Source organism: Allobosea sp. 01N443 (assembly GCF_056399325.1).
Map to the genome: position 1 here is coordinate 1 of NZ_JBFTRC010000018.1, position 21,063 is coordinate 21,063.

At 65.3% G+C, this 21,063-nt stretch carries 24 protein-coding genes; 14 read left to right on the plus strand and 10 right to left on the minus strand.

Going from position 1 to position 21,063, the window contains the following annotated elements; genetic code table 11:
- The 4 genes from AC1DRP_RS07450 to AC1DRP_RS07465 form a co-directional block, all read left to right on the plus strand.
- The coding region (locus AC1DRP_RS07450) for a peptidylprolyl isomerase (RefSeq protein ID WP_476768216.1) at positions 1–789 on the plus strand (789 nt) is incomplete at its 5' end.
- 170 nt (positions 790–959) lie between these two features.
- The gene (gene argJ, locus AC1DRP_RS07455) at positions 960–2,210 is read left to right on the plus strand and encodes a bifunctional glutamate N-acetyltransferase/amino-acid acetyltransferase ArgJ (RefSeq protein WP_441504302.1); all 1,251 of its coding nucleotides are present in this window, start codon (positions 960–962) and stop codon (positions 2,208–2,210) included.
- Complete coding sequence (locus AC1DRP_RS07460; RefSeq protein WP_441504303.1) at positions 2,191–3,117, plus strand: DMT family transporter; 927 nt, start codon at positions 2,191–2,193, stop codon at positions 3,115–3,117. Before argJ ends, AC1DRP_RS07460 begins: the two co-directional genes overlap by 20 nt.
- A gap of 172 nt (positions 3,118–3,289) precedes the next feature.
- Positions 3,290–3,694, plus strand: a complete 405-nt coding sequence (locus AC1DRP_RS07465) for a (deoxy)nucleoside triphosphate pyrophosphohydrolase (RefSeq protein WP_476768217.1) — start codon at positions 3,290–3,292, stop codon at positions 3,692–3,694.
- A gap of 19 nt (positions 3,695–3,713) precedes the next feature.
- Here AC1DRP_RS07465 and AC1DRP_RS07470 read toward each other — a convergent pair whose 3' ends face one another.
- From AC1DRP_RS07470 to AC1DRP_RS07505, 8 genes are all read right to left on the minus strand, one after another.
- Positions 3,714–4,142: a GNAT family acetyltransferase gene (locus tag AC1DRP_RS07470; protein ID WP_441487864.1), complete on the minus strand. Its 429-nt coding sequence runs from the start codon at positions 4,140–4,142 to the stop codon at positions 3,714–3,716.
- An 84-nt stretch (positions 4,143–4,226) separates the two neighbouring features.
- Positions 4,227–4,511, minus strand: coding sequence for a hypothetical protein (locus AC1DRP_RS07475; RefSeq protein WP_476768218.1), 285 nt, complete (start codon positions 4,509–4,511; stop codon positions 4,227–4,229).
- 3 nt (positions 4,512–4,514) lie between these two features.
- Complete coding sequence (locus AC1DRP_RS07480; protein WP_441504305.1) at positions 4,515–5,522, minus strand: WD40 repeat domain-containing protein; 1,008 nt, start codon at positions 5,520–5,522, stop codon at positions 4,515–4,517.
- Positions 5,523–5,536: 14 nt separating this feature from the next.
- The gene (locus AC1DRP_RS07485; RefSeq protein ID WP_069879062.1) at positions 5,537–6,499 is read right to left on the minus strand and encodes a CobW family GTP-binding protein; all 963 of its coding nucleotides are present in this window, start codon (positions 6,497–6,499) and stop codon (positions 5,537–5,539) included.
- Between the two features lie 42 nt (positions 6,500–6,541).
- Positions 6,542–7,483 carry a metal ABC transporter substrate-binding protein gene (locus AC1DRP_RS07490; protein ID WP_441504306.1) on the minus strand — a complete coding sequence of 314 codons (942 nt, stop codon included), beginning with the start codon at positions 7,481–7,483 and terminating at the stop codon, positions 6,542–6,544.
- 37 nt (positions 7,484–7,520) lie between these two features.
- On the minus strand, positions 7,521–8,396 hold the full coding sequence (locus tag AC1DRP_RS07495; RefSeq protein ID WP_441487868.1) for a metal ABC transporter permease: 876 nt from the start codon (positions 8,394–8,396) through the stop codon (positions 7,521–7,523).
- Between the two features lie 24 nt (positions 8,397–8,420).
- Positions 8,421–9,155 carry a zinc ABC transporter ATP-binding protein AztA gene (aztA, locus tag AC1DRP_RS07500; protein ID WP_441504307.1) on the minus strand — a complete coding sequence of 245 codons (735 nt, stop codon included), beginning with the start codon at positions 9,153–9,155 and terminating at the stop codon, positions 8,421–8,423.
- A gap of 15 nt (positions 9,156–9,170) precedes the next feature.
- On the minus strand, positions 9,171–9,317 hold the full coding sequence (locus AC1DRP_RS07505; RefSeq protein WP_441504308.1) for a hypothetical protein: 147 nt from the start codon (positions 9,315–9,317) through the stop codon (positions 9,171–9,173).
- A 115-nt stretch (positions 9,318–9,432) separates the two neighbouring features.
- On the opposite strand from AC1DRP_RS07505, the gene AC1DRP_RS07510 reads away from it, so the two are divergent.
- Positions 9,433–9,696 carry a hypothetical protein gene (locus AC1DRP_RS07510; RefSeq protein WP_141740062.1) on the plus strand — a complete coding sequence of 88 codons (264 nt, stop codon included), beginning with the start codon at positions 9,433–9,435 and terminating at the stop codon, positions 9,694–9,696.
- Between the two features lie 12 nt (positions 9,697–9,708).
- On the opposite strand, the gene AC1DRP_RS07515 is transcribed toward AC1DRP_RS07510, so the two are convergent.
- Positions 9,709–11,328, minus strand: a complete 1,620-nt coding sequence (locus AC1DRP_RS07515) for an OpgD/OpgG family glucan biosynthesis protein (protein ID WP_476768219.1) — start codon at positions 11,326–11,328, stop codon at positions 9,709–9,711.
- A 240-nt stretch (positions 11,329–11,568) separates the two neighbouring features.
- On the opposite strand from AC1DRP_RS07515, the gene AC1DRP_RS07520 reads away from it, so the two are divergent.
- The 3 genes from AC1DRP_RS07520 (at position 11,569) to AC1DRP_RS07530 (ending at position 15,124) form a co-directional block, all read left to right on the plus strand.
- Positions 11,569–12,537: a TAXI family TRAP transporter solute-binding subunit gene (locus AC1DRP_RS07520; protein ID WP_476768220.1), complete on the plus strand. Its 969-nt coding sequence runs from the start codon at positions 11,569–11,571 to the stop codon at positions 12,535–12,537.
- Positions 12,538–12,623: 86 nt separating this feature from the next.
- Positions 12,624–14,762, plus strand: a complete 2,139-nt coding sequence (locus AC1DRP_RS07525; protein WP_476768221.1) for a TRAP transporter permease — start codon at positions 12,624–12,626, stop codon at positions 14,760–14,762.
- Positions 14,759–15,124, plus strand: coding sequence for a DUF1850 domain-containing protein (locus AC1DRP_RS07530; RefSeq protein ID WP_441487873.1), 366 nt, complete (start codon positions 14,759–14,761; stop codon positions 15,122–15,124). Before AC1DRP_RS07525 ends, AC1DRP_RS07530 begins: the two co-directional genes overlap by 4 nt.
- A gap of 16 nt (positions 15,125–15,140) precedes the next feature.
- On the opposite strand, the gene AC1DRP_RS07535 is transcribed toward AC1DRP_RS07530, so the two are convergent.
- A complete protein-coding gene (locus AC1DRP_RS07535) occupies positions 15,141–15,380 on the minus strand; it encodes a hypothetical protein (protein WP_476768222.1) in 240 nt (79 codons plus the stop codon).
- A gap of 113 nt (positions 15,381–15,493) precedes the next feature.
- Here AC1DRP_RS07535 and AC1DRP_RS07540 point away from each other — a divergent pair, with 113 nt between their 5' ends.
- The 6 genes from AC1DRP_RS07540 (at position 15,494) to AC1DRP_RS07565 (ending at position 21,029) form a co-directional block, all read left to right on the plus strand.
- A complete protein-coding gene (locus AC1DRP_RS07540; RefSeq protein ID WP_476768223.1) occupies positions 15,494–17,083 on the plus strand; it encodes a gamma-glutamyltransferase family protein in 1,590 nt (529 codons plus the stop codon).
- A gap of 5 nt (positions 17,084–17,088) precedes the next feature.
- The gene (locus tag AC1DRP_RS07545) at positions 17,089–18,285 is read left to right on the plus strand and encodes an amidase (RefSeq protein WP_476768224.1); all 1,197 of its coding nucleotides are present in this window, start codon (positions 17,089–17,091) and stop codon (positions 18,283–18,285) included.
- Between the two features lie 10 nt (positions 18,286–18,295).
- Positions 18,296–18,925, plus strand: coding sequence for a nitrile hydratase subunit alpha (gene nthA / locus AC1DRP_RS07550; RefSeq protein ID WP_441487877.1), 630 nt, complete (start codon positions 18,296–18,298; stop codon positions 18,923–18,925).
- A complete protein-coding gene (gene nthB / locus AC1DRP_RS07555; protein ID WP_441504312.1) occupies positions 18,922–19,581 on the plus strand; it encodes a nitrile hydratase subunit beta in 660 nt (219 codons plus the stop codon). The genes nthA and nthB overlap by 4 nt, the downstream gene beginning before the upstream one ends.
- A complete protein-coding gene (locus tag AC1DRP_RS07560) occupies positions 19,568–19,957 on the plus strand; it encodes a nitrile hydratase accessory protein (RefSeq protein ID WP_441504313.1) in 390 nt (129 codons plus the stop codon). The genes nthB and AC1DRP_RS07560 overlap by 14 nt, the downstream gene beginning before the upstream one ends.
- 130 nt (positions 19,958–20,087) lie before the next feature.
- Positions 20,088–21,029: a DUF6454 family protein gene (locus tag AC1DRP_RS07565; RefSeq protein WP_441504314.1), complete on the plus strand. Its 942-nt coding sequence runs from the start codon at positions 20,088–20,090 to the stop codon at positions 21,027–21,029.
- Positions 21,030–21,063 lie beyond the last annotated feature (34 nt).

The following is a 21,063-nucleotide window of genomic DNA, read 5'->3' on the forward strand; positions in this document are numbered from 1 at the left end:
GCCTTCGCTCAGGCGGACAAGGTCGTGGCCAAGGTCGACGGAATCGCGATCACCGAGCGCGACATGACGCTTGCCAGCGAAGATCTGGGCGAACGCCTCGCGCAGCTCCCCGAAGACCGCAAGCGCGACGAGGTGATCAACTACCTCGTCGACCTCAAGCTTGGGGCCAAGGCTGCCGTAGCAGCCAAGATCGCGGAAGGGCCGGATTTCGCGTCGCGCCTCGCCTATTACCGCGAGAAGGTGCTGCTCGACGAGTATCTGACGCGCGAGGCCAAGAAGGCTGCGACGCCGGAAGCGGCGAAGAAGCTCTTCGAAGATACCGTCAAGGCCATGGCGCCCGAGGAAGAGGTGCATGCGCGCCACATCCTGGTCGAGGATGAAGCCAAGGCCAAGGACGCTGCGGCACGGGTGAAGAAGGGCGAGGATTTCGCCAAGGTCGCAGCCGAGCTCTCCAAGGATCCTGGTTCGGGCAAGGAAGGCGGCGATCTCGGCTGGTTCACGAAGGAGCGCATGGTTCCGCAGTTCTCGGAGGCTGCCTTCAAGCTCGAGAAGGGACAGATCTCGGAGCCGGTGCAGAGCCAGTTTGGCTGGCATGTCATCAAGGTCGAGGACAAGCGCTCCAAGCCGCTGCCCAAGTTCGAGGATGTCAAGCCGCAGATCGACCAGTATCTCGAGCGCAAGGCCCAGCAGGACATCGTGCTGGCGATGCGCGAGAAGGCCAAGGTCGAGCGGCTGGACAAGCCAGCCGAGAAGCCCGCGGACAAGCCGGCCGAGCCGAAGAAGCCCTGAACGGCTGATCGTTGCTCCGTTCCCGGGCCTGGCCCGGGAATTTCAGGGAGAATTACGACATGATGCCCGGGGCAAACCCGGGCATCATGCGTTTGGGCTCTGCATTTCCAACTCTTGTCTTCCGTCCGCTGCTGCGGCAAATCGGACGCCTCGTTTCAGGAGATGCTTCGATGGCTGGCAAGGATGTTCCCATTTCCCCGCTCGCGCCGAAACGCCAGCCCAAGGTCCCGGCTGTGCCGGGCGTGCGCTTTGCCACCGCCGAAGCGGGCATTCGCTACAAGGGGCGAACGGATGTGGTCTTCATGCTGCTCGACGAGGGTACGCAGGCCGCCGGTGTCTTCACCCGCTCGAAATGCCCCTCCGCGCCGGTCGACTGGTGCCGTGAGAACCTGGCGCAAGGCAAGGCGCGGGCGATCGTCGTCAATTCCGGCAACGCCAATGCCTTTACCGGCCTCAAGGGCCGCGATTCCGTCAAGCTGACCGCCGAGATCGCCGCCAAGGCGGCCGGCTGCAAGCCGCAGGAGGTTTTCATCGCCTCCACAGGCGTGATCGGCGAGCCGCTGGATGCGACGAAGTTCGAGGGCGTCCTGAAGGACTGCGCCTCCCGCGCGGCGGACGGCCCGTGGATCGATGCGGCCAAGGCGATCATGACCACCGACACCTTCCCCAAGGCGCTCTCGCGTAAGGCGAAGATCGACGGGCATGAGGTGGTCATCGCCGGCATTGCCAAGGGCGCCGGCATGATCGCGCCCGACATGGCGACGATGCTCTCCTTCGTCTTCACCGACGCGCCGATTGCCGCGCCGGTGTTGCAGGCGCTGCTCTCCAAGGGCGTCAAGGGTTCGTTCAATGCCGTTACGGTCGACAGCGACACCTCGACCTCCGACACGCTGATGCTGTTCGCCACGGGGAAGGCGGCGGCGCGCGGCGTGCCGGAGATCACCGAGGTCAATGATGCACGCCTCTCCGGCTTCAAGCGTGCGCTCAATGCATTGCTTCTCGAGCTGTCCCATCTCGTCTGCAAGGACGGCGAAGGTGCGCGGAAATTCGTCGAGGTGCGGGTCACCGGTGCCACCTCCGCGCGCTCTGCCAAGCGCGTTGCGCTCTCGATCGCGAATTCGCCGCTGGTCAAGACGGCGATCGCCGGCGAGGACGCCAATTGGGGCCGCGTCGTCATGGCCGTCGGCAAGGCCGGCGAGCCGGCCGATCGCGACAGGCTCGACATCTCCTTCGGCGACATCACGGTCGCGAAGCAGGGCGCCCGTGCGCCGTCCTATGACGAGACCGCCGTCTCCGACTACATGAAGGGCGACGACATCGTCATCACGGCCGATCTCGGGCTGGGCCGGGGCAAGTCCACCGTCTGGACCTGCGATCTCACCAAGGCCTATGTCGAGATCAATGGCGATTATCGCTCCTGAGGCGACCGCTCCGGCTGAACCCAGCCGGAGCTTCATCGTCGGCAATCTGTTCCTCTGCTCGTTCTTCTGGGGCTGCAGCTTCCTGCTCATCAAGCTGATGAGCGGCGAGGTGCCGCCGCTGGCCGTCGCGGCGGGGCGCGGTCTGCTCGGGGCGACAGCGCTGGCCCTTTGGGTGAGCTTTCTCGGGCAGAGCCCATTGCCCCGGCGGCATGAACTCCGGCACTGGCTCGTGCTCGGCACCACCAATGGCTGGGTGCCGAATGTGCTCGTCGCCTATGCGCTGACGCAGCTCGCCAGCGGGCCTGCCGCGATGATCCAGGCCGCCGGTCCGCTGGTGACCGCGATCTTCGCGCATTTTCTCTTTGCGGAGGAGCGGCTTTCCGGCCGCCGTGTCCTTGGCGTCCTGCTCGGGATGGTCGGCGTCGCGATCCTGATCGGCCCACGCCTGGTCGCAGGCGGCGCGACTGCCTATGGCGTCGCCGCCATGGTCGGTGTGATGCTGGCCTATGCTGCCGGGAATCTCTATGTCCGTGCCGTGCCTGCCCCGGCCGGAAATCCCGCGCGCCTCGCGCTCGGCCAGCAGGTCGTCTCCGGGATTGTCGCGCTTGGGCTGACACTCGTCTTCATCGGGCCCGCCGGACTGCTTCCGATCCAGAATCACCTGCCTGTCATGCTAGCGCTCGGAGTCGCCTCGACGGCGGTCCCGATGGCGATCTTCATGAAGCTGATCCGTGCGGCGGGGCCGACGCGGGCGGCGATGACCGGCTATCTCGTTCCCACCGTCGCGACCGTCATGGGTGTGCTCATCCTTGGTGAAACACTGGAGCTGCGGCAGCTCGTCGGGGGCTGCATCATCCTCGTCGGGGTGTTTCTGGTCTCGACGGCACGACGGGTGAGGGAGGCCTGAGCCGCACCCGGGGGCGGCGCTTGCCTTGCTCCTCGGGGCCGAGCGTCCTCGCGAAGGAGATCCGGCCGCGAGGCGGATGCGCTCACCGGAACAGACGGTTCGGCCTATGACGCGGCCACCGTTGACGGTAAGGAGCGTGAGCCATCACCTCCTCTCCGGGACCTGAGCCTTCGTGAAACTGCTTCTCGTTGTTGCCTGTGCACTGATCGATACCGACAACCGCGTTCTCGTCACGCAGMGTCCGGAGGGCAAGTCGCTTGCCGGACTGTGGGAATTCCCCGGCGGCAAGCTCGAAGCGGGGGAGCGGCCGGAGCCGGCGCTGATCCGCGAGCTGTCTGAGGAACTCGGCATCAGCGTGAAAGAGGACTGCCTGGCGCCCCTGACCTTCGCGAGCTACGCCTATCCGGAATTCCACCTGCTGATGCCGCTCTATATCTGCCGGCGTTGGGAAGGTGCGGTCGTCTCGGCAGAAGGTCAGGCGCTGAAATGGGTGCGGCCCGGCAAGCTGCGGGATCTCGCCATGCCGCCGGCCGACGAGCCGCTGATCCCGCACCTGATCGATCTCTTGGGGGCGTGACGGGCTGTTCGAGGCCGCTTCAGGCCCGGGAGAGGACCTTCTGGAAACAGGTCGACTGCGTGTCGGTATAGCCGAGGTGCTCGTAGAACTGCTTGACCCTGGCGTTGTCGCCGCGGACGAGCAGGTTCAGCTTCCACACCCCACGTTCGGCGAGCCAGTGCTCGGCCGCGTCCATGATGCGGCGGCCAAGGCCCTGGCCCTGATGCTCCGGATCAGCCGCGACGTAGTAGACCCAGCCGCGATGTCCATCCTCGCCGACCATCACCGTTGCGACGATCGTGCCGTCCAGCACTGCGACCAGGACGGTCGAGTGCGAATCACGGCGAGCAAAGGCGATATCGGTTTCAGGGTCGTTCCAGGGGCGCGCGACGCCGGCGGCGCGCCAGAGAGCGCTGACCTGTTCGACGTCATCATCGCCGATATCGCGGATCAAGAGTGAGTCCGTCACGCGCTACCCCTCGGTTCAGGCACTTGGCTCTCGTGTCTGCATCGGCTTTCCGGAAAACCGCAATCGACCTTTCGGGCCGATGCTTTAGCGATCCGCGACCAATTCCAACGTCACGATCAAGGCCTCCCGCGTCAGCTCCGCCATTGGCATCTGCGCCTTGTAGGCCCTGGTCTTCTCACCGGGGTTCATCACCAGGATCACCGTCTCGGTGCCGGGGCAGGCGGGGGCTGCACAGAGGATCTCGTTGACGGCGATCGMGGCCCGCTCCGGCAGGCCGAGGAGGTCCCGGGTCTCGGCCTTGATCCGGGTGGCCGCTTCCGAAGCGACGGCCTTGCCCGCAGGGTCCTTGCCGAAGAGGCCGAAGCGCATCGCTCAGGTCGGCAGGGTCAGGATGCCGGCCGCACCATCCTCGGCGCCGAAGGCGAGGCGCTTGCCAAGCTTGTCCCAGGCGAAGGCCGTGATACCGCTGGCCTTGAGCGGAGGGCGCACCAGCAGCTCGGAGGCATCGGTCAGCCGGACCAGCAGGATGCAGCCATCGTCATAGCCGACGGCCAGCACGAGCGCCTTGGGGTGGAAGGCGACGCGGGTGACCTTGGCATGGCGCGCGCCGCACTCGCGTGGGGCCTTGCCCGTCGGGCCTTCGCCCTGGAAGGGCCAGATGATGGCCGCATCCGCGCCGCTGGAGGCGAGCCAGAGCCCATCATGCGACCAGGACAGCGAGCGTGGCTTTGCCGGATAGCCTGTCATGCGCATATGCGTCGGCTTGTCGCCGAGGCGCCAGCCATGCAGCGCGTTCTCCTGCATCGACGAGACGACGAAGCGGCCGTCGGCGGACCAGGTCACGTCGAGATGCGATCCCTTCCATTCCAGGAATTCAGGCTTTGCTTCGGTGTTCGGATACCAGAGCGAGACGCCGTTCATCTGCGCGACGGCGAGCCTGTACCCCTTAGGTGCAAAGACGAGGCCCTGCGGCGTCGAGGCGAAGTCGAAGGTCCGGAGCTTGCCCTTGTCGTCGCGGGCATGGACGGTCTTTCCGGTGTTCCAGGCGATGGCGCCCGAGCCTGAGAATGTCACGGCATCGATCCAGCGCCGCTTGGGATCACGGTAGATCTCGACCGGCTCACCCTCGGCCGCCGTGGCGACGACACGTCCGTCATCGCCGCCGCTGATCAGGCGCTCGCCATCGGAGCAGGCGGAGAGGATACCGCCAGCATGGGCGTCAATGCTCTCGGCCTCACCGTCACGCCAGCGCAACACGCGCCCGTCGGCGAGYGCGAACACCAGCGTCTGCTTGAGCCATGAAGCCGAGACGACATGCTCGCCGGCCGTGACCGGGACGACATGCTCGCGGAGCGAAACGGGTTTTGTCTGCGTGTCCATGGCGTGGCTTTAGCTCACGCCGCGCAGGCCATAAACCCCTTGCGCAACTCGTTCTCGTCGAGATCGCGGCCGATGAAGACGAGACGCGATTCACGCTTCTCGTCTGCCTTCCAGTCACGCTGCAGATCGCCGTCGAGAATCATGTGCACGCCTTGGAAAACGAAGCGGCGCGGCTCGTTCTTGAAGGACAGGATGCCCTTGGAACGCAGGATGTTCGGACCCTGCGCCTGAGAGATGTCGTTGATCCACGGCATGAATTTGTCGGGATCGACATCGCCGGGGATCGTGAACGACATCGAGCGCACATCATCGGAATGATGATGGTGATGACCGGACTCGAGAAAGTCGGGCTCGATGTCGAGAATCCGATCGAGATCGAAGGCGTTGCGGTCGAGCAGCTTGTCGATCGCGACGTCGCAGCGGGTCGCCTTGTGCAGCTTGGCATAGGGGTTGATCGCGCGGATCGCCGCCTCGACCCCGGCCAGTTCCTCGGCCGTGACCAGATCGGTCTTGTTGAGAATGATGACGTCGGCAAAGGCGATCTGGTTCTTTGCCTCGGGAGCATCCTTCAGGCGGTCCTTCAGCCATTTGGCGTCGGTCACGGTGACGACGGCGTCGAGCTTGGTCGCATCGCCGACATCCTGGTCGACGAAGAAGGTCTGTGCGACGGGGGCCGGGTCGGCGAGGCCGGTGGTCTCGACGATGATCGCGTCGAACTTGCCCTTGCGCTTCATCAGCCCGTCGAGGATGCGGATCAGGTCGCCGCGGACGGTGCAGCAGATGCAACCGTTGTTCATCTCGAAGACTTCCTCGTCGGCGCCGACGACGAGGTCGCCATCGATGCCGGCCTCGCCGAACTCGTTGACGATCACGGCGAACTTCTTGCCGTGGTCTTCGGTGAGGATGCGGTTGAGGAGCGTGGTCTTGCCGGCTCCGAGATAGCCGGTGAGCACGGTAACGGGGATCTTTTCAGACATGGGACGACCTGATTGCTGCCGAGTGCCGCTCGTCAGCGCAGCTTACGCTGCGCCTGTGCCGAGCGCCTTTTCGATCTGCCTTATATTGTGTCGCATCATCTCGATGTAAGTCCCGGCAGGGCCGGATGCGGTCGAGAGTGCATCGGAGTAGAGCCGGCCGCCGATCTTGGCTCCGGTTTCGCGCGCGATCTGCTCGATCAACCGGGGATTGGTGATATTCTCGAGGAAGACCGCCGGAATTTTCTGCGCCTTAACCTGGCGAATGATGCGCGCCACGTCCCTGGCCGAGGCTTCAGCCTCGGTCGAAACACCCTGTGGCGCCACGAATTCAATGCCATAGGCCCTGACGAAATAACCAAAGGCATCGTGCGACGTGATGGCCTTGCGTCGGTCGACCGGGATGCGGGCTACGGCAGCCTGGATCTCGCCTTGAAGTCCATCGAGCTTGCCGAGATAGGCCGCGGCATTGGCCTCGTAAGCCACCTTGCCGGCAGGGTCGGCCGCGCTCAGCGCATCGCGGATATTCGCGACATAGAGCCTGGCGTTGACGACGCTCTGCCAGGCATGAGGGTCGTCCCCGCCCGCATGATCATGGCCGCCCGACTTGCCGTGGTCATGATCGTCGTCCTGCAGCTTCAGGGGAGAGATTGCCCGCGTCGCCGTCACGACGGTTGCGCTCGTGCCGGAGGACTTGATCAGCCGGGACAACCAGCCTTCGAATTTGAGCCCGTTGATCAGGACCAGCTTCGCCGCCGCCACGCTCTTCGCATCGGCCGGCGTCGGCGAATAGACATGCGCATCGCCATCAGGGCCGACGAGAATCGTCACCGCGACACGTTCGCCGCCGATCTCCCTGGCGAAGTCGCCAAGGATCGAGAAGCTCGCAACGACCGGCAGTTTCTCCTGGGCACGCGCGATCAGCGGCGCGGCCGAGAGGGCCAGTCCCGCGGTGAGCCCGGCGATGAGGCAACGACGATTCAACATGCGGCTCTCCAGCGAATAATGAAACACTATAACATTACTAACGTTGGAGATGGGACCGAGGCAAGAGCCGGCGTGCGAGCCCGCCCTGCGTGCCGAACAGGAGTGAGCCGAGATAGAGTGCGCCGGCGGACAGGATGACGGCTGGGCCCGCGGGAAGATTGCTGCCGGCCGAGTATGAGACAACCAGCCCGGCATAGCCGGACAGGATACCGAAACCGGAGGCGAGCAGGATCAGTCGCGTGATGTCGGCTGTCCAGAAGCGCGCTGCGGCAGCAGGCAGCATCATCAGGCCGACCGCAAGCAGGGTGCCGAGCGCATGGAAACCGGCGACCAGATTGAGCACGACGAGGCCAAGGAAGGTGAGATGCACGACACCGCCGGAGCGGCTGACCGAGCGCAGGAAGCCCGGATCGACGCATTCGAGCACGAGAGGGCGATAGGCCAAKGCCAGCGTGACCAGGGTCAGTGTCGCGACACTCGAAAGCAGCACCAGCACATCGTCATCCAGCGCCAGCACATTGCCGAACAGGACATGGAAAAGGTCGACCGCCGAGCCGCGCAGCGAGACGATGGTGACGCCGAGCGCCAGTGAGATCAGGTAGAAGGCGGCAAGCGAGGCATCCTCCTTCATCACGGTCAGCCGGGCGACCGCGCCGGCCGCCAGCGCGACGGCAAAGCCGGCGACGAGGCCGCCAATCGTCATGGCTGGCAGCGAGAACCCGGCGACGAGATAGCCGATGGCAGCGCCGGGCAGGATCGCATGTGCCATGGCGTCGCCGGTCAGGCTCATGCGTCGCAGCATCAGGAAGACGCCGATCGGCGCGCCGGAGACGGCGAGCGCGAAGACGCCGACAAGGGCCCGGCGCATGAAGTCGAATTCGGCGAAGGGGCCGATGAAAATATCGTGGAGCATCGGCGTGCCAGGTTTGCGGAAGGTTCAGGCCGCGTCGCGGTCGCAGGCGGGCGCATGGCTGTCGAAAGCCTCGACCATGCGCCGGGCCTTGAGCTGGTTTTCAGGCGTCAGGACGTCGTTGGTCGCGCCCCAGGCGACAGCCTCCCGGGCCAGCAGCAGCGTCTCGGGGAAGGCGCGTTTCACCGTCTCGATATCGTGGAGGACGGCAACCACGGTGCGCGCCTCGCCATGCCAGCGTCGAACCAAGGCGAGCAGATCGGCCGTGGTCCGAGCATCGATGGCGGTGAAGGGTTCGTCGAGCAGAATGATATCGGCGTCCTGCAGCAGCAGGCGGGCGAAGAGCGCGCGCTGCATCTGGCCGCCGGAGAGATTGCCGATGGGGCGGCGCTCGAAGCCGGTCAGGCCGACGGCGGCGATCGCTTCCTCGATCCTGGTCCTCGCTCCAAAGCCGATGCGGCCGAAGATGCCGGCCTTGCCCCACAGCCCCATGGCAACGAGATCGTAGACATGGATTGGGAAGGAACGATCGAGCTCCGCCGATTGCGGGAGATAGGCGAGGCGCTTGCCGCGGGCGAGAGTCAGGTGCCCGTCGAGCGGGGTCAAGGCACCGGCAATGGCCTTCAGCAGCGTCGATTTTCCGGCGCCATTCGGTCCGACGATCGCAGTCAGGCTTCCGGCGGCGATTTCGCCGGAGAGGTGATGAACCGCCGGGTGACGGTCATACCCGAGCGTGAGGTCATCGAGGCGAATGGCGGGCACGAAGGGCAGCTTTCGTCAGGAGATGACTGCAAATGTGGCAAGCCAGAGCAAGGCGATGATGCCGAGCGCGAGCCCGAGCCGACCCGCCGCCGAAAGGCGCAGCAGCGACCAGCCCGGATCTTCCGAGAGGGCAGCGGCTGCGGGGCGGTGCGAATGGCTCATGGGTGAATGATATAATGTTACGCGATCTCCGGAGCAAGCGAGATCGCGATTGTTGTCGGCTTCCGGCCGTGGCGTTATCCACCATGGTCAATGGCAGCAGAACCGGAGCGCGCGCGTGAGTGGTGACCGAGTGACCTTCAGAGCCGTCCGTGACGGCGTCGTCACGGAAATTCCGGCCGATGCGATCGAGATCGGCCTGCCTGACGGGCTGAGTTTCCGCATCATGGCCTTTGCCGGCCGCAAGGGGGCCGCGGCGCTGCACATGCCGGCCGATCATCCGGATGCGCCGAGTTTCGACGTGTTCAACGTCGAGCCCGGCGCCGCCAATACCCTGTTCGTGTCAGTGGAGCGGGTGCGCAAACGCCAGATGGAGGGCTGAACCAGTTCCCGCTCAGAACGGCAGATACTGGTACAGCCAGGTTTCGGTCAGGACGGTGTCGCCGCCGCGCAGGAAGCAGCGCATCTCGACCGGATCCGCTCCCTCGACCGTCAGGTCGAATTGCGCGCGCCAATGGCCGGGCACGTCGTTCGGCACGGCCTCGGCGAAGACATAGGAGAACGCGCCGCGCGAGGCCGAGAGCACGACCTCGGGCTTCACGCCGAAGGGAATGTTCTCCAGCACCGGGCCTTTGAACTCGACCATGAATTTGCGCACGCCCTTCGGCCGGGTGGTCCCGGGCTGGCCGCCATTGCCGAGCCGTGTCGCGACGACGCGGCCGAGCGGCGAGGGGAAGGGCTCGTCCGCGAGCCAATGCAGCTTGTAGTGGAACTCGTAGGCGGCCCCGGCCTTGGCGGGACCCTCGGGCACCCACATCGCGACGATATTGTCGTGAATCTCGTCGTCGGTCGGGATCTCGATGAGCTGAACGGCGCCTTTGCCCCATTGGCCGATCGTCTCGATCCAGAGGCTGGGGCGGCGCTCGTAGAAGACGCCGTCGAGATAATGACCGACCTCGCGGTCGCGCTGCATCAGGCCGAAACCGCGCGGATTGTTGTCGACGAAGGACGAGGCTGTGGTGCGGCTGGGGTTGTTGAGGGGGCGCCAGGCGCGCTCTCCGGAGCCGGTCCAGAGCGCGAGGCCGTCGGAATCATGCACTTCGGGGCGCCAGTCGACGGCGGTCGATTTCGCGGTCTCCGAATACCAGTACATCGAGGTCAGGGGCGCGATGCCGAGCCGGGCGACGTCATTGCGCAGGAAGATCGCCTTCTCGATCTCCATGTCGACGCCCTTGCCTCTATGCATCCGGAAGCGATAGGCGCCGGCGACGCTGGGGCCGGAGAGCAGGGCATAGACAACGACGTACTCGGCCGAGGCCTGCGGCGTCTCCAGCCAGATATGGGTGAAATCCGGAAACTCTTCAGGCTTGCCGCCGACGGCCGGATCGATGGCAAGGCCGCGGGCAGACAGGCCATATTGATAGAGTTCGCCGATGGCGCGGAAATAGGAGGCGCCGAGGAAGGCGACCCAGTCATTCTTCTGCCAGTCGAGCTTCTCGCCCTTGCGGCCGGGATGTCCGGAGCGGCTCTCCTGGAAGCGGAAACCCGCGAAACCCGCTCCCGCCGGCAATTGGCGCGCCGGTGAATCCGCCGGCATCTCGAAATAGCTCTCGTCATAGACGATCTCGCGCGCCTTGCCGCTGTCCAGGACATGCATGCGCACCGGCTTCTGGAAGTAGCGGCCGAGATGGAAGAAGGTCACCGGCCAGGGCGAGGGACCGTTCGCCCACAAGGCCATCTCCGGCTTGAATTTGATCTTGCCATGGGCGTCGTAATCGATCCGCTCCAGGATATCGGCGCGCGGCGGCGGGGGCGGCGCATAAGGCTTGTTCGCGAGGTCGCGGGCGCGCGCCTTCAGCCCTTCGAAGCTGAACGCCTCAGCCTCGCCGAGCTTCAGCCCCTGCTGCGCCAGGGCTGCCGGTGCGAAGCCGAGCGCGGCGAGCGCCGCCGTGGCGCTTGCGCCGGCGAGCAGCGTGCGGCGGTCCAGGGAAAGCGATTTCGTGCGGGCTTGCATGGTTGGACGGATCTCGGAACGCTTCTGAGGGAATATTGTCCGGGCTAACCTGTCCAAAGGGCAAGGGCAACCAGGCTCGGGAGCCTGCCGGATGCACCGGAAAAATGGCGAAAGCGTCACGGGCGCGCGGCGGAGCTGCCCCGGCAATGCATTTCCTGGGCTTTCCTTGTCTCAACGGGCCGTTCTACAAGGGTTAAAGCCCGGCCGCTCGTGCTGGGAACTAAGGTTCTGGGAGGATCCATGAAGACGCTGTTTCGCGGCCGGTCTCTGGCCGGTATCGCTACCGCCTTGCTGATCGCCGCTGCTCCTGCGGGCGCTCGCGCGCAAGAGTTCGTCAACGTGCTGACCGGAGGCACCTCCGGCGTCTATTATCCGATGGGCGTTGCCCTCTCGAAGATCTACGGCGAGAAGATTCCGGGCACCCGCCCGACGGTGCAGGCGACCAAGGCATCAGTCGAGAACCTCGTGCTCCTGCAGCAGGGGCGTGGCGAACTCGCCTTCACGCTCGGCGATTCCCTCGATGCGGCCTGGAAGGGCGATGAAGATGCCGGCTTCAAGAGCCCTCTGAAGAAATTGCGCGGCATCACCGCGATCTATCCGAATTTCGTGCAGATCGTCGCGTCCAAGGAAAGCGGCATCAAGACGCTCGCCGATCTCAAGGGCAAGCGGCTTTCGGTGGGAGCCCCGAAATCCGGCACCGAGCTGAATGCGCGCGCGATCCTCGCGGCGGCAGGCCTGGCCTACAAGGACCTTGGCAAGATCGAGTATCTGCCCTTCGCCGAATCGGTCGAGCTGATGAAGAACCGCCAGCTCGACGCGACGCTTCAGTCGGCGGGCCTCGGCGTGGYCTCCATCCGCGATCTCGCATCCTCGGTCGAGATCGTCGTCGTCGAAGTGCCGAAGGCGGTCATCGACAAGGCCGGAGCGCCTTTCGTCAGCGCGACCATTCCCGCCAACACCTATGGCGGCCAGGCGGCCGCGGTGAACACGGCGGCAGTGGTGAACTACCTCGTCACTCATGAGGGGGTGAAGGAGGAGCTCGTCTACCAGATGACGAAGAATATCTTCGATAATCTCGGGGAACTTGGCGCAGCGCACTCGGCCGGCAAGGCGATCAAGCTCGAGAGCGCGCTCGAGGGCATGCCGGTGCCGCTGCATCCGGGCGCGGCGCGCTATCTGAAGGAACAGGGCCTCAAGGTCGGGTCCTGATCAGCTCTCGCATTTAACTCTCCCGGCGCTGGCCTTCGGGCAGGCGGCGCCGGCGCATGCGCACGCCATTGGGGATATGCGACGCGATGACGAGTCAGACGGACCAACTGCACGCGCTTTYGGGCGCGAGCGAAACGCCGGTCGAGAATGCGGCGCTCGACAATTTCGAGCACGGCTTTCCGCCGGGTTTCGGGCCCGGCCGCTGGGGCTTGCTAGCCTATGCCGTCGCGCTCGCATTCGCCTGTTTCCAGATCGCGATCTCAGCCTGGCATGTGCTGCCGAGCCAGGCGGTGCGCGGCGTCCATGTCGGCTTCCTTCTGCTGCTCAGTTTCGGCCTCGTCGCCAATTTCAAGGCGAAGACCAATGCAGGGCGCTGGGCTGGCTGGGCGCTGGGTGTCATCGGTTTCGGTGTCGGCCTCTATCAGCTCGTCTTCTACGCCGATCTGATCCTGCGCGATGGCGATCCCTCGACCGCCGATCTCGTGGTTGGAACGCTGCTGATCGTTCTCATCTTCGAGGCCGCGCGGCGGCTGATGGGCAATGCCCTGCCGATCATGTGCGGTGTGTGCCTGCTTTACTGGTTCTTCGGCCAGTACCTGCCGTCGCCGCTCAATCATCGCGGCTACGGTTTCGATCAGATCATCGGCCATCTGTCCTTCGGCACTGAGGGGTTCTACGGCGTGCCGACCTATGTGTCGGCGACCTATATCTTCCTCTTCATCGTCTTCGGCTCCTTCCTGGAGAAGGCCGGGATGATCCACCTCTTCAATGACGTTTCGCTTGGGCTCTTCGGCAGCGCGCGTGGGGGCCCCGCCAAGGTCGCGGTGTTCTCCTCCGGCCTGATGGGCATGATCTCGGGCTCGGGTGTCGCGAATGTCGTCACGGTCGGGCAGTTCACGATCCCGCTCATGATCAAGTTCGGCTATCGGCGCGCCTTCGCCGCCGGAGTCGAAGCCACTGCCTCGATGGGCGGGCAGATCATGCCGCCCGTGATGGGGGCGGCCGCCTTCATCATGGCCGAGACGCTGGGCGTGGATTATTCGGAGATCGTCAAGGCCGCAGCAATCCCGGCAGTGCTCTATTTCGCCTCGGCGTTCTGGATGGTGCATCTCGAGGCAGGCAAACACGGCCTCAAAGGCATCGAGCGGCGCTTGCTGCCCAGCCCGCTCAAGGCCCTGCGCGAGCGCTGGTATCTGGCGCTGCCGCTCGCCGTGCTGGTCTTCATGCTGTTCCACGGCTTCACCCCGCTCTTCGCCGGCACGATCGGTCTAGCGCTGACCGTTGGCCTGCTGCTGGGCACCGGTGTCGCGCTCGGGTTCAAGACGATGACGCTGCGGGTGATCTTCTGGGTGGGCCTCGGCCTGATTGCGGGTGCGCTGCTGCGCAACGGGATGGACGTCAGGGTTGTCGCAGGGCTGATCGCCGGTTTGATCGCCCTGAACGCCCTCACCATCGGCGGTCGCGCCACGCTGGTGATCTGCCGCAATGCGCTGGCCGATGCGGCCAAGACCGCGCTGCCTGTTGGCATCGCGTGCGCGATCGTTGGAACCATCATCGGCCTGATGACGCAGACGGGCATCGGCACGACCTTCGGCGCCTGGGTCATCGGGCTCGGCAAGACCAGCCTGTTCCTGGCATTGGTCCTGACGATGATCCTGTCGATCCTGCTCGGCACCGGGATCCCGACGATCCCGACCTACATCATCGTGGCAGCCTTGGCGGCCCCTGCGCTGGAGCAACTCGGCGTACCGCTGATCGTGAGCCACATGTTCGCGTTCTATTACGGCATCATGGCCGATCTCTCGCCGCCCGTGGCCCTGGCGGCGCTCGCGGCAGCGCCGATTGCGAAGGAAAATCCGGACAAGATTGGCTGGGAGGCGATGCGGGTGGCGCTTGCGGGCTACGTCATCCCCTTCATCGCGGTCTATTCGCCGGCACTGATGCTGCAACAGGGCGATCCGATGTCGGCCGTGATCGGCTTCTGGCCTTCGGTGATCTACGCCGTTTTCAAGGCCAGCGTCGCCATCGGTCTCTTCGGGATCGTTGCCATCGGCTATCTGTTCGACCGTCTCAACGTGACGGAACGCATCCTCGCCTTCGTGGCTGCGGTGTTCCTGTTCGGAGAGTTCGCCTATAGCGACGCGCTCGGCTATCTGCTCGCTGCCGCGTTGGTTGCACGCCACTGGAGGGAGACGCGCGGCCAGCGGGCGAGCAGCACAGCGTGAGCCTGTGCCTGGCGGCCGGCGCACTCGTCGTCGCGCTCGGCGCCGACGAGATCACGCTCGGCTGGCGGCATTCGGTACAGAAGACGCTGTGGGAAGAGGTCTGGAGGGAGACGCCAGACGGTCTGCGGCTCGTCGAGGCCCGCATCGAAGGATCAGGAGCCGGCATGGACCCGCCCGACGGCGCGAGATTGCGCGACGGCTTCTGGCGCTGGACACCGGCCTTGCCGGCACTCCCCGAGGTCGTGATGCGGCGCTCGGGCGCGACGGCGGACTGGACGATCTGTGTCGGGGCAGCTTGCCGGCCAATGGGCAGCTATCTGCCCGAAGAGGCCGATCCGGTCGTTCTCAAACCCTGCGGCTGAGGCCGTGTGGCTGAGTTCAGTGGYGCTCGCCGATATGCTCGAACTTGAACACGCGACGCATGAAGGCGAGCATCCCGTAGGCCGCGAAGCCCGAGAACAGAGCCATCAGAATATAGCCGACGATATGGCCGAGCTCGAAAAGCCCGGCGAGGGCCCAGCCCGATGCCAGCGCGACGCCGAAGAGTTCGACAGCGATCAGGATGCCCAGCGAGATCACCATGATCAGGGTACGCCAGGTGCCACGCTCTTCAGCCATGTTCGTTCCTTGAGAATTCATGCGCGCTACGACCTAGCCGACGCGCTGCCGGCATGCAACAAAATCGCGCCACTCGGCAAATGGTTGCTCCCCGCTGGATTGAAAACCCCTCGATGATCGATACGCCTGTTTTCTCGACCGGGGCCGCTGCTGCGCCGCATCGTCTTGCTTCGGAAGCCGGACGCGCTGTTCTCGCCGAGGGGGGCAATGCGATCGAGGCCATGGTGGCGATGGCGGCGACCATTGCCGTGGTCTACCCGCATATGAACGCCATCGGCGGCGACGGATTCTGGCTGGTGCACGAGCCTGGCGGCAAGGTGCATGCGATCGAGGCCTGCGGCCCGGCGGGCGCATTGGCGACAATCGAACGCTATCGCGAGAAGGGACATGACAGCATCCCCTCGCGCGGCGCCGATGCGGCGGTGACGGTTGCCGGTGCGGTCGGCGGTTGGCAGGCCGCTCTGGAGCTGGCGAAGGCACTCGGCGGGAAAATGCCGGTGCGCGATCTGCTCGCCGATGCGATCACTCATTGCGACGCCGGTTATGCCGTCTCGGATTCGGAGTTGCGGACCTGGCCGCAGGAGGCCGAGGCCACCAAGCTTGCACCGGGTTTCTCGAGTTTCTTCTGGCCGGGCGGCGAACGGCCGACAGCCGGTGCGCGCCGGAAGCCGGACGCGCTCGGCGGGACCTTCAAGCAGCTTGCCGATGCCGGGCTCGATGATTTCTACCGCGGCGATATCGGTAGGGAGATCGGCGCCGATCTCGATGCGATCGGCGCGCCGGTTACGCGGGCGGATCTCGCGGGCTTCAAGGCGCGCATGGTGCAGCCGCTGTCGCTGAAGCTGCCGGGTCTGACCGTCTATAACTTCCCGCCTCCGACCCAGGGGCTCGCCTCGCTGTTGATCCTCGGCATCTTCGAGAAGCTCGGCGTGACGCGGGCGGAGGGTTTTGACCATCATCACGGGCTGGTCGAAGCGACCAAGCGAGCCTTTGCCATCCGCGATCGGCAGATCACCGATCCGGCCCACATGAAGGCGGATCCTGCGAGCTTCCTCACGGATCCGGTCCTCGCCCGCGAGGCGGCGGCGATCGATCGCAAGCGGGCCGCGAGCTGGCCCTTCGCGCCGCGCGAGGGCGACACGGTCTGGATGGGCGCGATCGACGGCAACGGGCTCGCCGTCTCCTATATCCAATCGATCTATTGGGAATATGGCTCGGGATGCGTCCTGCCCAAGACCGGCATCCACTGGCAGAATCGCGGCGTCTCCTTCTCGCTCGACAAGGCCGCGCTGAATCCGCTGGCGCCGGGCCGCAAGCCCTTCCACACGTTGAATCCGCCGCTCGCCCGCTTCGATGACGGGCGCGTGGTATCCTATGGCGCGATGGGCGGCGACGGCCAGCCGCAGTTCCAGGCGCAGATCCTGACGCGCTATCGGTTCGGCCAGAATCCCGCGACCGCAGTCGATGCGCCGCGCTGGCTCTTCGGCAAGACCTGGGGTGCCGGTTCGCTTTCGCTCAAGCTGGAAAGCCGGTTCGATCCGATGCTGCTCGCGAGGCTCACTGCCGCCGGCCACCCGGTCGAGGAGTACAGCGAAGCCTATGCCGACAGCTTCGGCCATGCCGGCATGCTGGTGAAACATCRGAAGGGCCATGTCGAAGCGACGCATGATCCGCGCTCCGATGGCGATGCGAGGGGAGTTTGAGCTTGATGGTCAAGGACGATCCCTTCCGCTGTTTCATGCCCTATCCGGACGCGCCGGTTAAGAACGCGCCGGATGGCCCGCTCGCCGGACTGACGCTCGCGGTCAAGGACCTGTTCGACGTTAAGGGCTACCCCACGGGGGCGGGTTCGCCGACGGTGCTGGCGCAGTCGGGGATCAAGACCAAGACGGCGCCGATCGTGAAGGCGCTGCTGGATGCCGGGGCTCGCTTCGTCGGCAAGACGATCACCGACGAACTCGCCTTTTCGATGAATGGCAAGAACGCGCATTTCGGCGCGCCGATCAATCCGGCTGCGCCCGACCGCATCACCGGCGGCTCGTCCTCGGGCTCGATGGCGGCCGTTGCCGGCAAGCTTGCCGATATCGCGCTTGGCTCCGACACGGGCGGCTCTGTCCGCGCGCCGGCGAGCTATGGTGGGCTGTTCGGCATCAGGCCGACACATGGCCGACTTTCACTGAAGCGGACCTGGCCGCTGGCCGAGAGCCTGGATACACCGGGCTGGTTCGCGCGCGACGGCAAGACCTTTGCCCGCGTCGCCGATGTCGTGCTCGGCAAGGATCGGTCGGTCCTACCGGAGATCCMGCGTCTCCTGCTGGCACAGGACATGTTTGCGCAAGCGACGCCGGATGCCGAGAATGTGCTGCGCAATGTCGTGCAGCGCGCGATGCCGCTGATGGGTCAGCCCGAGACCGTCAAGGTCGCCCGCGATATCGATGCGCTCTATTGGGCGTTCCGCTGGGTGCAAGGGCGCGATGCCTGGAACGCCGACGGCGTGATGATCGAGCGGTTCCATCCGCCGCTCGGACCGGGCGTCGCCGAGCGCTTCGCCTTTGCGAAATCAGTGAGTGACGAGGACTACGCCAAGGGCGAAAGTCTGCGCAAGGCCTTCCGGGCCAAGCTTGCGCGGCTGCTGGGCTCGGACGGTGTCTTGATCCTGCCGACGGTGCCGGATATCGCGCCGCTGGTCAGCGCGACCGAAGGCGAGCTGGAGGATTTCCGCAACCGGGCACTGYGGCTACTCTGCCTGTCCGGGCTCTCCGGCTTTCCGCAGGTGACGATTCCGGCGGCCCAGCGCGACGAGGCGCCGCTCGGCCTGTCTCTGATCGGGCCGAAGGGCTCGGACAAGTCGCTTGTGCATTTCGCCGTCAAGTTCGAGCGGGCGGCACGGATCAGGATTGCGTGAGGAGGCTGCCATGAGCGGGCACGATCACCACCACCATCATCACGACCATGACAATCACTTCACGCCGATCGAGGCGCGGGTGAAGGCGCTGGAAACGCTCCTCGTCGCCAAGGGCTATGTCGACCCGGCGGCGCTCGATGCCATTGTCGAGACCTACGAGACCAAGGTCGGCCCGCGCAATGGCGCGCTGGTCGTGGCGAAGGCCTGGACGGACCCCGCTTTCGCAGAACGGCTCAGGCAGGACGGCACGGCGGCCGTCGCCGAGCTCGGCTATGGCGGCCGTGGCGGGGAGCATATCGTTGCGGTGTTCAACACTCCCGACGAGCACAATCTGATCGTCTGCACGCTGTGCTCCTGCTATCCGTGGCCGGTGCTCGGCCTGCCGCCGGTCTGGTACAAGTCGCCGCCCTATCGCTCGCGCGCCGTCATCGATCCGCGCGGCGTGCTGGCCGATTTTGGCGTGACGCTGCCCGCGGGCCAGCGCATCCGGGTTTGGGATTCAACCGCCGAGACGCGCTTCCTCGTCATCCCGCAGCGCCCTGCCGGTACCGAGGGCTGGGACGAGGAGAGGCTTGCCGGCATCGTCACGCGGGATTCGATGATCGGCGTCGGGTTGCCGAAGGCGGGAGCGTCAGCATGAATGGCGGGCAGGATCTCGGCGGCCAAATGGGCTTCGGGCCCGTTATGCCGGAGCCGAACGAGCCGGTCTTCCATGGCGGATGGGAGAGCCGCATGCTCGCGCTGAACGTCGCGGCAGGCGCCATGGGGCACTGGACCATCGACGAGATCCGGCATGCGCGCGAGAGCATCCCGCCGGCAGATTACCTTTCCTTCTCCTATTACGAGATCTGGTACGAAGGGTTGCGGACGGTGCTGCAGCGGCACGGCTTTGCGACGCCGGCCGAGATGGACAGCGGGACATCCGCAGGGGCAGGGACGACGCCTAAACGGGTGCTGAACGGCGCAGATGTCCCAGCCGTGTTGCGGCGTGGCTTTCCCTATGAGCGCGAGGCTTCGGCGTCGGCGCTGTTTGCTGTCGGCGATCGTGTGCGCGCCATCGTGATGCACCCGGCCGGCCATACTCGCCTGCCACGCTATGCCCGCGGCAAGCTCGGCCGGATCGAGGCAATCCGCGGCAACCACGTCTTCCCCGATACCGGCGCCCATGGTGCACCGGAAACAGCGCAATGGCTCTATACCGTGGTCTTCAGTGGCCCCGAACTCTGGGGCCGCGATGCGGACCCGACGTCCAGCGTCAGCGTCGAGGCGTGGGAGAGCTATCTTGAACCGGCCTGACGCAGCCCTTGCCGATGCGCTCGCAGCGGGCACGCCGATCCCGCGCGATGCGGAAGGGCCGGTCTTTGCGGAACCCTGGCAGGCCCAGGCCTTTGCGCTGGTCGTTGCGCTGCAGAACCGGGGCATCTTTTCCGCGCAGGAATGGGCGCAAGCCCTCGGGGCCGAAATCCGGGAGGCGGTCGCGGCCGGCGGCTGCCGCGACGGTTCCGATTATTACGAACGCTGGTGCGAGGCGCTGGAGCATCTCCTGATCGCCAAGGGGCTGGCCTCGCATGAGGGCGTCGAAGCGCTCGCGGCGTCCTGGGAGCGCGCGGCCGAGGCGACGCCGCATGGCAAGCCGATCCTGCTGGAGAACGACCCGCAGCGCGTGAGCTGAGGGCGCGCAACGCTTCGGCATCACTGCGGCGTGGACTTGTCACATGAGTTTGTCGGGCGCTGGATAGGGGACGACATCGCGATCGGCATCGGCTCTGCTTTCGGAGAAACATGCGGTCTGGGAGGCCCTGATGAAAAAGACGATGACTTGCCTGGTCGGCCTTGCCGGTTTGTTGCTGACCGCGCCTGCACATGCGGCCGATCCGGCCCTCAACGGGCGTATCGAAAAGCTCACCCGCAACACGCAATGGACGCAGAAAGCTGCCGTTCCGCTGCAATTCCCGACACATCACCCGCAAGGCATGCTGAAGATCGGCGATGCCTTCTTCGTCTCCTCGGTCGAGATCACGAAGCCGACGACCCGCTTCTCCGAACCCCGCGATGGCTATGATCGTGATACCGGCGAGGGCGTCGGCCATCTCTTCAAGGTCGATGCCGAAGGGAAGCTCCTGGCCAGCATCACGCTCGGCGAGGGCTCGATGTACCACCCCGGCGGGATCGACTTCGATGGCAAGCATATCTGGGTGACGGTTGCCGAGTATCGGCCGAATAGTCAGTCGATCGTCTACAAGGTCGATCCGGAGACGCTGAAGGCGACCGAGGTGCTGCGCTTCAAGGACCATATCGGCGGCATCGTCCACAATACCGACGACAAATCGCTGCATGGGGTAAGCTGGGGTTCGCGCCGCTTCTACAAATGGACCCTGGACGGCGAGGGCCGGGTGACCAATCCAGACGTGGCGCCTGAACAACTGCGGGTCATCAATCCCGCGCTCTATATCGACTATCAGGACTGCCACTATATCGGCATGAGCCGGATGCTCTGCTCCGGCCTCAACGCCTATCGCGCGACGAAAGACGGACCGATCTTTCGCCTCGGCGGGTTCGAGATCGTCGACCTCAGGGATAATCGGCCCGTCTATCAGGTACCGATCGAGCTCTGGTCGCCGTCTGGATTGCCGATGACGCAGAACCCGTTCTGGGTCGAGCCGACTGCTGACGGCGTGCGGGCCCATTTCATCCCGGATGACGACAAGTCGGTGCTCTTCACCTACGAGGCGACGGCCAAGTAAGGGCGACGAAGCAAAACGGACGCAAGCGCGGCGG